Genomic DNA, 9,012 nt, shown 5'->3' on the forward strand with positions numbered 1-9,012 from the left:
GACGTGGCGCAGCCGCTCGGGGAGCTCGGCGATGGCGTCGTGCAGGTAACCGAGCTGCTCACGGTCCAGCAGCAGCTGCTCCGGGCCACGCTGGCCGTCGGCCACCATGGCGGCACCGGTCTCGGGGGCGAAGCCCTGCAGGCTGAGCACGCTGGCACGGTGCACGTCGGCGTCGATGTTGCCGAGCTCGGAGATGCTGACGCCGATGGTCTCGGCGACCTCGTGCGGGCGGGGCGAGCGTCCGAGGGTCACCGCAAGCTGGTTGCGAGCCGCCTCGACTTCGCGAGCCCGGCCGCGGACCGACCTGCTGGCCCAGTCCATCGAGCGCAGCTCGTCGACCAGGGCACCGCGGATCCGGATGGCGGCGAAGCGGGCGAAGGGCACCCCGCGGGACTCGTCATAGCTCTGGGCGCTCAGCACCAGGGCGGTCATTCCCGCCGAGGTGAGGTCATCGCGGCCGATGTGGGCCGGCAGCCGAGTCATGGTTTCGCGGACGATGTGTCCGACGAGTGCCAAGTTCTCCCGGACGAGAGCCTCGACCTCGGGGGGGCACACCTTCGCGGCAGCTGAACTAGCCGGCGCGGCAAGGACCGAGGCGGGGGCCTTGTAACTCATCGTCATCGCTACTCTTCTCCTGGCAGTGGTGCTGCTGGTGATTTGCGCACTTTGCTGGCACACGGATCAGTCTTCGATTACAGCCGGTTAAGATCGACCCCGCTAACTTAACCAGGGTTTAATGTATTACTTGCGTTAAGTTTCGCCTACAGAGAGTTACTGTGATCTGCGCCACAACAGGCGTGTCGCTCCCGATGCCCGGTTTGCCTCCTGGGTGGACCCCGCACTGTTCAAGTCCGGCTGCCTGCTGCCGATCAGTTGCTTGAACCCGAGGGGAGTGTGAGGTAGTCAATGTTGACGACTACGGGAAGTAAAACCATGGGGTTCTCCGAGGTATCGACGTTGCTGTGGCGCGAGCGGGAAGCGCTGCAACTACTGCTCTTCAAGCTCGTCGAGGAGCAACTGATAGTCAGTGCTGGGCATACCCGCTGGCTGGCTCAGGCCAACGACGAGATCGAGATCGCCCTCGAACAGTTGCGTGGCACCGAGGTGCTGCGGGCGGCAGAGGTCGACGTGATCGCCGACGAGTTCGGGCTGCCGGCCCCGCCGACGCTCGCGGAGCTGGCAGCGCTCGCGCCCGAGCCGTGGGCGACGCTGTTCGGGGAACACCGGCAGGCACTGCTGCAGCTGGTCGCCGAGGTGGAAGGTGCCACCGGACACAACCGGGCACTGCTCGCCGCCGGCGCCCGCGCGGTTCGCCAGACGCTGCTCTCGGTCAGCCAGTCCGTGCAGACCTATGACTCGCACGGCTCGGCTGCCGCGACCCCCAACGGCCCCATGCTGATGGACGAGCAGGCATGAGCGAGCATCGCAGCGGAGCGAGGAGCGCAGCGAATCCAGCGATGAGCGCTCGCGCGAAGAGCGAGCGAGTCATGAGCGAGCATCGGTCATGAGCAGTTCGTTTTCGGGCCTGACCAACGCCCTGGCCGCACTGAACGTGCAGCGCTACGGCATGGAGGTCACCGGCCAGAATATTGCCAACGCCAACACCCCCGGCTACACCCGGCAGCGCGCTGAACTGGCCGCGGTCGGCCCGGTGACCGGGGTGGCGGCGCTCTATGCCACCCAACACCCGAACGGCTCGGTGACCGTGTCAGGCACCACCCGACTCAACGACCCGATGATCGACGTCCGGGCTCGCGCCGAGCACGGCGACAACGGCTACCGGCAGACCACCGCGAACGTGCTGTCCTCGGCCGAGACGCTCTTCGACGAGCCCAGCGACCACGGCCTGGCCGAGCAGCTGAACGACTTCTGGAACTCCTGGGCGGCGGTGGCCAACAACCCCGGTGACCTGGCCGCGCGCAACGTGGTGCTGCAGAAGGCGGCCGGCCTTGCCAGCAGCCTCAACCAGAGCAGCGCGAACCTCGCCCGGTTGACCCAGTCGGTGTCCCAGCAGGCCACCGCGGCCACCGTGGAGATCAACACCGCTGCCACCGCGCTCGCCCAGCTCAACGGCCAGATCGCGATCGCCACGGCCAGCGGCACCAACACCAACGCCCTGGCCGACCAGCGCGACGGGCTGCTCCTCAAGCTGGCCGACCTGGCCGGCGCCCAGACCACCATCCTGGCCGACGGCACCGCCACCGTGAGCGTCGGCGGCCAGAGCCTGGTCGCCTCCACCACGGCCAGCTCCGTCTCGGTGAGCCCGAGCAACCAGATCCTGGTCGGCGGCACCCCGGCCGGCACGGCCGGCGGCTCGCTGCAGGGGCTGGTCGACAGCCTCACCACCACGCTGCCCGATTACGCCGCCCAGCTCGACGCCGTCGCCGCGGCGCTGGCCAGCACCGTCAACGCCAGCCAGACCAGCGGCTATGACCTGGCCGGCAACCCCGGTGGCCCGCTGTTCGCCGGCGGCACCGCCGCCACCCTGTCGGTAGCGGTCACGAACCCGGCCAACCTGGCCGCCTCAGGCACGCCCGGTGGCAACCTGGACGGTTCGACGGCACTGGGGCTGTCCCAGCTGGGCAGTTCCAACTCCGGCGCGGACGCCGCCTACCGCACCCTGGTGGGCACCCTGGCCACCGACGTCCAGCGGGCCGTCCAGCAGGCCGCGGTCCAGCAGGCGGTCACCAACAGCGTCGACGAGCTCGCCCAGTCCTCGGCCGGCGTCAGCTTCGACGAGGAGACCACCAACCTGCTCACCTATCAGCGCGCCTACCAGGCCTCCTCGCGGGTGCTGACCACGGTCGACGAGATCCTGGACACCCTGATCAGCCACACCGGACGGGTGGGCCTGTAATGATCAGAGTCACCGCGGGCTCGGCCTCTCGGGGCGCGCTGGCCGGGCTGCAGGCCGATTCCTCCCGGCTGGCCAGCCTGCAGCAGCAGATCACCTCGGGCCGGCAGATCACCAAGCCGTCGGACTCCCCCACCGGCACGGTCACCGCCCTGCAACTGCGCTCCCAGCTCAAGCAGGTCAATCAGTACCAGGCCAACGCCAACGACGCGCTCGGCTGGCTGACCACGGTCGACAGCTCACTGCACAGCATCACCAACCAGCTGCAGCAGGTCCGCTCGCTGGTGCTGCAGGGCATGAACACCGGCACCGGCAACGCCACCTCCAACGAGGCGCTGGCCCAGCAGGTCGACCAGGCCCGGGCCTCGCTGCTGTCGCTGGCCAACTCCAGCTACCTGGGCCGCCCGGTCTTCGGCGGTACCACTGCCGGTGGGGTGGCGTTCAACGCTGCCGGCAGCTACGTCGGCGACACCGGCACGGTGGCTCGTACCGTCGGACCGAACAATGCCATCGACCTCAACACCCCGGGCACGGCGGCCTTCGGCGCCAACGGCAGCAATCTCTTCGACCTGCTCACCGATATCTCGGCGAACCTGCGCACCAACCCGGCTGGGCTGGGCGCCAACCTGCAGCAGCTGGATGCGCGGCAGGTCAGCATCACCAACGAGCAGTCCCTGGCCGGGGCCAAGTACCAGAGGATCCAGAGCGTGCAGAACACCGCGAACACCAACCTGGTCCAGCTGAGGTCGCAGCTTTCGGATCTGCAGGAGATCGACCTGGCCGACATGGCCATTCAGGTGACCTCGGCCAACGCCGCCTATCAAGCCGCGCTGGCCACGACGGCGAAGGTCAGTCAGATCTCGCTACTGGACTTCTTGAGGTGAGCGTGAAGCACAGCACCGTAGGAGTGAGCATCGAGCGAGGCGCGAGCGAGGCGCGGAGCGACCTGGGAGGAATGCCCAGGGCCGTGACCTTGCCGGAGCGGATCACCTTCGCGACGCCGATTCCCGGCTTCGAGGACGAGCGGGAGTTCACCGTCTCGGCCCTGGACGCCCATGGCGTGCTCTTCGCGCTGCGTTCGGCCAAGACGCCCGGACTGCGGTTCGTGGTGGCCTCCCCTGGCCGCTTCTTCCCGGACTACGCGCCGCTGCTGGACGCATCCGACGTCAGCGCCCTCGGGGTGGCGGACGGCGACGAGGTGCTGCTGCTGGTCATCGTCACGGTGACCAACGGCATCACCGACGCCACCGCCAACCTGCTGGCGCCGATCGTGATCGCCGCCGACCGGGGCACCGCCCAGCAACTGGTGCTCGCCGACGCCGATCTGCCCCTGCGCGCCCCGCTGTTGCAACAGGCAGGCTAGCGTTGTCGGTGCCGGACCCGGCCCACTGCTTGCTGGAGCGTCGCCTTGCTGATTCTGACCCGCCGTGTCGGCGAGAGCATCGTCGTTGGCGATGACATCGTCCTGACCGTCTTCGAGGTTCGCGGCGACGCGGTCCGGATCGGCATCGAGGCTCCCCGTTCGGTCAAGGTCAACCGCAAGGAAATCTACGAGGAAATACAGCGATCCAATGCCCAGGCAGTCTCGAGTACCGACGACGCGGTCGACGCGCTGCGCGGTGCCCTGGGCACCCCTGTCGACGGCGGGGGGTCGAGCGCGGCGGCCGGCGGCGATACCGATCCGGGCGCCGCGGCAGCCCCGCGGGGTTGACCGGCTGGCGGATCGGGCCGTTCCACTGCGGAGCGGCCACCCTGTCCCTACGATGGCGCCCGTGAGCGCGGCAACGGCCGGTAAGCCATGACCGACGTACCGGCGGACGGCACGTCGGTAGTGCTGCGCGACCAGCAGGGCCGCGCCTACCGCAGTGAGGTGGTTCGATCCCAGCCCGGCGTGCTCTTTCTGCAGCCGCCGCAAGACCTGCCTGCCGGCCCCTTCGCAATCGGCACCCGGCTGCTGGTGACCTGGCCGGATGACAGCTCGTTGCTGGTGCTACCGGTGATGCTGCTGAGCCTTTCCCCCTCCGGCGAGGTGGAGCTGCTGGCCGTCCAGATCGAGGGCACCGCGTGGCGCGAGGAGCGCCGGCGCTATGCCCGGACCAGGTTCGATGCCAGCCTCACCATCGGCTATGACGGCGCCGGGGGCGAGCCTGTCGAGACCTCCGCCGAACTCATCGACCTGAGTGAGGCCGCGCTGCGCGGCGTGGTGCCCGCCGCGCACCGGGCGCTGTGCCGGCCGCGCATCCCCGTGCAGGTGCGGATCGACCTGGCCGGCGACAGCTACGACATCGGCGGCTACGTCCTGCAGGGCAAGCCCACGGCGCGGCAGGACCTCGGCCTGGAAGTCGTCCTGTTGTTCCACCGCCCGGTGCCCCGGGTGGAGGATCTCCGCCGCAAGCTCGGACAGCTGGCGGCCGCCGAGCCCGGCTCAGGGCGGACCGGCACGAAGCCCTAGCGGCTGGGACGATCTAGGGCCTGCGACGATCTAGGGGCTGGGACGGTCTAGCGGTTGCGGCGGCTGCGCCGCAGGTTGCGGATCATCAGCACGCTCAGCAGCAGTCCGGCGCCACCGAGGACGGCCTTGCCCTGCGGCGTCAGCGCCTTCTGCTTCAGGCTGGTCTTGACGTCGTCGACGAGCCGCTTGGGAGCCAACCGATCGGCGAGCTGGTCGACGGTCACCGCGAGCTGGTCGCGGGCCTGCTCTATCTCTGATCGGATCTCGCTCGCGTCGCGCTGGGTCGCCACCATGGCTCCTTCGTTACAGTTCGCTGGAAGGGCCAGCGTATCCACCCGGCCAAACCGGCCGGCGGCCCGCTACCGTGTGCGGATGACCGAACGCCTCGCCGCCGGTGACCCGGCACCTGACTTCACCCTCCCCGATGCCGACTCCCGACCGGTGTCATTGGCCGAGTTCCGCGGCCGGCGGGTCATCGTCTACTTCTATCCGGCAGCCTCCACGCCGGGATGCACCAAGCAGGCCTGCGACTTCCGCGACACCCTGGACAGCTTCGCCGACGAGGGTTTCGCGGTGCTCGGCATCTCACCGGACAAGCCGGCCAAGCTGGTGAAGTTCCGCGACAACCAGCGGCTGAGTTTTCCGCTGCTGTCCGACCCCGACCGGCAGGTGCTGACCGCCTACGGCGCGTACGGCGAGAAGAAGCTCTACGGCAAGGCCATGCAGGGCGTGATCCGCTCGACCTTCGTGATCGACCCCGAGGGCAAGGTCGAGCTCGCCCAGTACGGCGTCAAGGCCACCGGCCACGTCGCCAAGCTGCGCCGCGATCTGGGCCTGGCGGCAAGCCAGTAGGCTCGGCGGGCGACGGGGCCGTAGCCCAAAGGCAGAGGCGCACGGTTTAGGTCCGTGACAGTGGGGGTTCGACTCCCCCCGGCCCTACTTTTTCCAGAGGCGGTTGCGCCGACCGGGTGCGCGACCTGGGTAAGACCTGAACGGGTGTACTTCCGAGATGACTGCTAGCAAGGGGAGCCCCCTGAGCGCCGCGAACCTGCCCGCCGTCAACATCGAACAGTGGCGTGAGAACTACGAACGCGCAGTCGCCGGCTGGCACGCCGTCATCGCCAACGACCAAGCGCGGGATGCCTCCGACCTCCTAGCCTGGGGGGACCGACTACGGCAGATGCGCTCGACGCAGCAGGAACTGGTGGCAGCTGGACGTTGGCGCGGCGGCCCCCGCACGCTGCTCGCCGCGATCGATGTCCAGTACCGGGAGTTGGCGATGACCGCGGCGCTGGCCTGGTTACTGCGTCCGGACGGACACCACGGTCTCGGCACAGGCGTGCTTGCCGGCCTGCTCACCCGCCTCGGCATCGGCGGGTCCGTCGACGGTCGTGTTCGTATCACCGTCGAAGAGTTGCGTACTGAGACACGTGCTGACCTTGTCGTCTACGGCAGCGACTGGACGATTGTCGTCGAGGCCAAGACCTACGCGCCCGAACAGGAGCGGCAGCTCGACCGGCTCTACCTGCGTTGGAAGGACGAAGCCGCGCCCTCCTTCGTCTTTCTCACCCGCGGCGCCCGCGATCCTCGTAGTGCGCATGAGAGCCACGCGCAGTGGCGCGGGCTCACCTGGCGCGAGGTCGCCACCCTTATCCGGAATGCTGCCGCTACGAGATCTGGAATATCGGCCGGCGTACACGACTACCTCGAGACCCTGGAGGCCTACCACCTTGTCTGAGCCGTTGTCTCCGCCCCGTGACCCCGCTGACGCGAAGGCGTGGTTCTACCTCGACCACCGCCTTGACATCGAGACTTGGGCCGCGCTTCGCCAGGAAGGTCGTCAACTGCTGGACCGATGTCTGGTCGCGCTCAGCCTGGAGATGGAGGACCTCGCTGAGGAACTCGGCGCAGAGCCCGACGCCGCTGAGCTGGAATCCGGATCATGGCCCAGGGTCGGCTTACGGCATCGCTCGTGGCAACACCAAGGGCTGGCCGACGTCAGCGTCGTGATCCAGTGGGAGCGAGCCCGATTGCTTACCGCCAGCCGGAATGAGTGGCCATTCGTCGGCATCCTGATAGCGGAGACCGTGCAGGACCAAGAACGGCGCAGTGACATCGCTGCGGCGCTCGGTCCTGTCCGGTCCGCGCTGAAGGGAGATATGACCTACCACTGGCCATTCTGGCGGTATGTGACGCCGCCGGCGACAGCCCAGTCGTTGGATCCGGCTGGGCTTGCCCGGCAGGCAGTCGAGGCCTTCCGACAGCTGTGGGATATCGCCGCGGCAGTCCTGGACCAACTGCACTCCGCGGACGTGACGAGGCCGGAACGATAGGATCTGGTCCCGGCAGCGAACCAATAGCCGAGCGGTCCGTGACTCCCCGCCGCGCGCCATAGCTATTGCCGACCCGACCTACCACCAGCCGATCCTCGCGCGGTTTGATTCGGCTTACTGCCACATGCCAACCGCTCGCGGACCGGTGTCGGTGGTCGCGGCGGGAGCCGGGAGCAATCCCGGCCTCGAGGATGCGGGCCTGCCGCAATCCGCAATGGCAGAGGGTTCCGAACTACTCGCATGGTCCGTACCCGCGCAACTCAACCCGGCACGCCGGTGAAGTTGGGCAGACCGGATCAGCAGGTTCGGCACCGCCCGGAGCCGGCCCTAGCATGACCGCCATGTGGTTCGAGCGGTCCGGTTCCGGAGCTTCCGACGCCGGGCCCGCAGCCCCGACGTTGGAAGAGCTGGTGACCGCCGCGGCGCGGGGCGACGAGCAGGCCTTTGCCGAGCTCTACGACCAGACCTCGCCGCGGGTGTACGGAATGGTGCTGCGGGTGATCCGCGACCCTGCCCAGGCCGCCGAGGTCACCCAGGACATCTACCTGGAGGTGTGGCGGCAGTCGGCCCGCTTCGACGCCGGCAAGGGCGGCGTGCTGCCGTGGTTGCTGATGATCGCCCATCGCCGTGCGGTCGACCGGGTCCGCTCGGCCCAGTCGTCGATGGTGCGCGACGACAAGTACGCCCTGCTGCACGAAGAGCGGCCGTACGACTCGGTCAGCGAGCAGGTGCAGACCAGTTTGGAAGCGCAGCGAGTACGCAGGGTGTTGGATGATCTGACCCCGGCACAGCGAGAGGCCGTGACGCTGGCCTACTTCGGCGGCTACACCCACACCGAGGTGGCACAGCTGCTCAAGGTTCCGCTGGGCACGGTGAAGACTCGAATACGGGACGGCTTGATCAGGATGCGCGACGCACTGGGGGTGATGGCATGACCGACGAGCTGAACGTGCTGGCCGGCGCCTATGCACTCGACGCGCTCGACGACGACGAGCGCGAGGTGTTCGAAGAGCACCTGCGAACCTGTGCCGAATGCGCCCAGGAGGTACGCGGGCTGCGTGAGACCGCCGCCGAGCTGAGCCACCTGAACGAGGTCATCCCACCGCCGCAGCTCCGGGCCGCCGTGCTCGGCGCCGTCGCGCAGAGCCGGCCGCTGCCGCCGCTGGCTGAGGGCACGCGCGGTTCCAATGTCCAGGAGAGCAACGTCCGGCCGCTGCGCCGGACCCGCGGCCAAGTGCTGTGGCAGGGGGTGGCCGCGGCCTGCGCGCTGATCGCCATCGCCGTCTCGGCCTGGGGTTACTCCCAGCACCGCGAGGCCCAGCGGGCAGCCCGCGCCTCCGTGGTGCAGAGCTTGCTGAGCGCGCCGGACGTCC

At 68.7% G+C, this 9,012-nt stretch carries 13 protein-coding genes and 1 tRNA gene; 12 read left to right on the plus strand and 2 right to left on the minus strand.

The window, feature by feature from the left end; translation table 11 throughout:
* A partial coding sequence (locus tag VF542_RS12805) for a sigma-70 family RNA polymerase sigma factor (RefSeq protein WP_408652093.1) occupies nucleotides 1–621 on the minus strand: 621 nt, incomplete at its 3' end.
* 312 nt (nucleotides 622–933) lie between these two features.
* On the opposite strand from VF542_RS12805, the gene flgN reads away from it, so the two are divergent.
* The 6 genes from flgN (at nucleotide 934) to VF542_RS12835 (ending at nucleotide 5,306) form a co-directional block, all read left to right on the plus strand.
* Nucleotides 934–1,416 (plus strand): flagellar export chaperone FlgN, encoded by a 483-nt coding sequence (flgN, locus tag VF542_RS12810; protein WP_408652094.1) that lies wholly within the window; start codon nucleotides 934–936, stop codon nucleotides 1,414–1,416.
* 88 nt (nucleotides 1,417–1,504) lie between these two features.
* On the plus strand, nucleotides 1,505–2,857 hold the full coding sequence (gene flgK / locus VF542_RS12815; RefSeq protein ID WP_408652095.1) for a flagellar hook-associated protein FlgK: 1,353 nt from the start codon (nucleotides 1,505–1,507) through the stop codon (nucleotides 2,855–2,857).
* A complete protein-coding gene (flgL, locus tag VF542_RS12820) occupies nucleotides 2,857–3,738 on the plus strand; it encodes a flagellar hook-associated protein FlgL (protein WP_408652096.1) in 882 nt (293 codons plus the stop codon). Before flgK ends, flgL begins: the two co-directional genes overlap by 1 nt.
* Complete coding sequence (fliW, locus tag VF542_RS12825; RefSeq protein ID WP_408652097.1) at nucleotides 3,735–4,217, plus strand: flagellar assembly protein FliW; 483 nt, start codon at nucleotides 3,735–3,737, stop codon at nucleotides 4,215–4,217. The genes flgL and fliW overlap by 4 nt, the downstream gene beginning before the upstream one ends.
* Nucleotides 4,218–4,262: 45 nt before the next feature.
* Nucleotides 4,263–4,565 carry a carbon storage regulator CsrA gene (gene csrA, locus VF542_RS12830; protein ID WP_408652098.1) on the plus strand — a complete coding sequence of 101 codons (303 nt, stop codon included), beginning with the start codon at nucleotides 4,263–4,265 and terminating at the stop codon, nucleotides 4,563–4,565.
* 87 nt (nucleotides 4,566–4,652) lie between these two features.
* The gene (locus VF542_RS12835; RefSeq protein ID WP_408652099.1) at nucleotides 4,653–5,306 is read left to right on the plus strand and encodes a hypothetical protein; all 654 of its coding nucleotides are present in this window, start codon (nucleotides 4,653–4,655) and stop codon (nucleotides 5,304–5,306) included.
* Nucleotides 5,307–5,353: 47 nt separating this feature from the next.
* On the opposite strand, the gene VF542_RS12840 is transcribed toward VF542_RS12835, so the two are convergent.
* Complete coding sequence (locus VF542_RS12840; RefSeq protein ID WP_408652100.1) at nucleotides 5,354–5,596, minus strand: DUF3618 domain-containing protein; 243 nt, start codon at nucleotides 5,594–5,596, stop codon at nucleotides 5,354–5,356.
* An 82-nt stretch (nucleotides 5,597–5,678) separates the two neighbouring features.
* Between VF542_RS12840 and bcp the strand changes: the two genes are divergently transcribed.
* The 6 genes from bcp to VF542_RS12870 form a co-directional block, all read left to right on the plus strand.
* Nucleotides 5,679–6,158, plus strand: a complete 480-nt coding sequence (gene bcp, locus VF542_RS12845) for a thioredoxin-dependent thiol peroxidase (RefSeq protein ID WP_408652101.1) — start codon at nucleotides 5,679–5,681, stop codon at nucleotides 6,156–6,158.
* A gap of 14 nt (nucleotides 6,159–6,172) precedes the next feature.
* A tRNA-Leu gene (locus VF542_RS12850) sits at nucleotides 6,173–6,245 on the plus strand.
* 70 nt (nucleotides 6,246–6,315) lie between these two features.
* The gene (locus tag VF542_RS12855; protein WP_408652102.1) at nucleotides 6,316–7,044 is read left to right on the plus strand and encodes a PD-(D/E)XK nuclease family protein; all 729 of its coding nucleotides are present in this window, start codon (nucleotides 6,316–6,318) and stop codon (nucleotides 7,042–7,044) included.
* Nucleotides 7,037–7,639: a hypothetical protein gene (locus VF542_RS12860; RefSeq protein ID WP_408652103.1), complete on the plus strand. Its 603-nt coding sequence runs from the start codon at nucleotides 7,037–7,039 to the stop codon at nucleotides 7,637–7,639. The genes VF542_RS12855 and VF542_RS12860 overlap by 8 nt, the downstream gene beginning before the upstream one ends.
* A 341-nt stretch (nucleotides 7,640–7,980) precedes the next feature.
* Nucleotides 7,981–8,574: an ECF RNA polymerase sigma factor SigK gene (gene sigK / locus VF542_RS12865; protein WP_408652104.1), complete on the plus strand. Its 594-nt coding sequence runs from the start codon at nucleotides 7,981–7,983 to the stop codon at nucleotides 8,572–8,574.
* On the plus strand, nucleotides 8,571–9,012 hold a 442-nt coding region (locus VF542_RS12870), incomplete at its 3' end, for an RskA family anti-sigma factor (RefSeq protein WP_408652105.1). The genes sigK and VF542_RS12870, both read left to right, overlap by 4 nt.

This window comes from Jatrophihabitans sp. (assembly GCF_036389215.1).
Taxonomy (GTDB): Bacteria; Actinomycetota; Actinomycetes; order Mycobacteriales; family Jatrophihabitantaceae; genus Jatrophihabitans_A.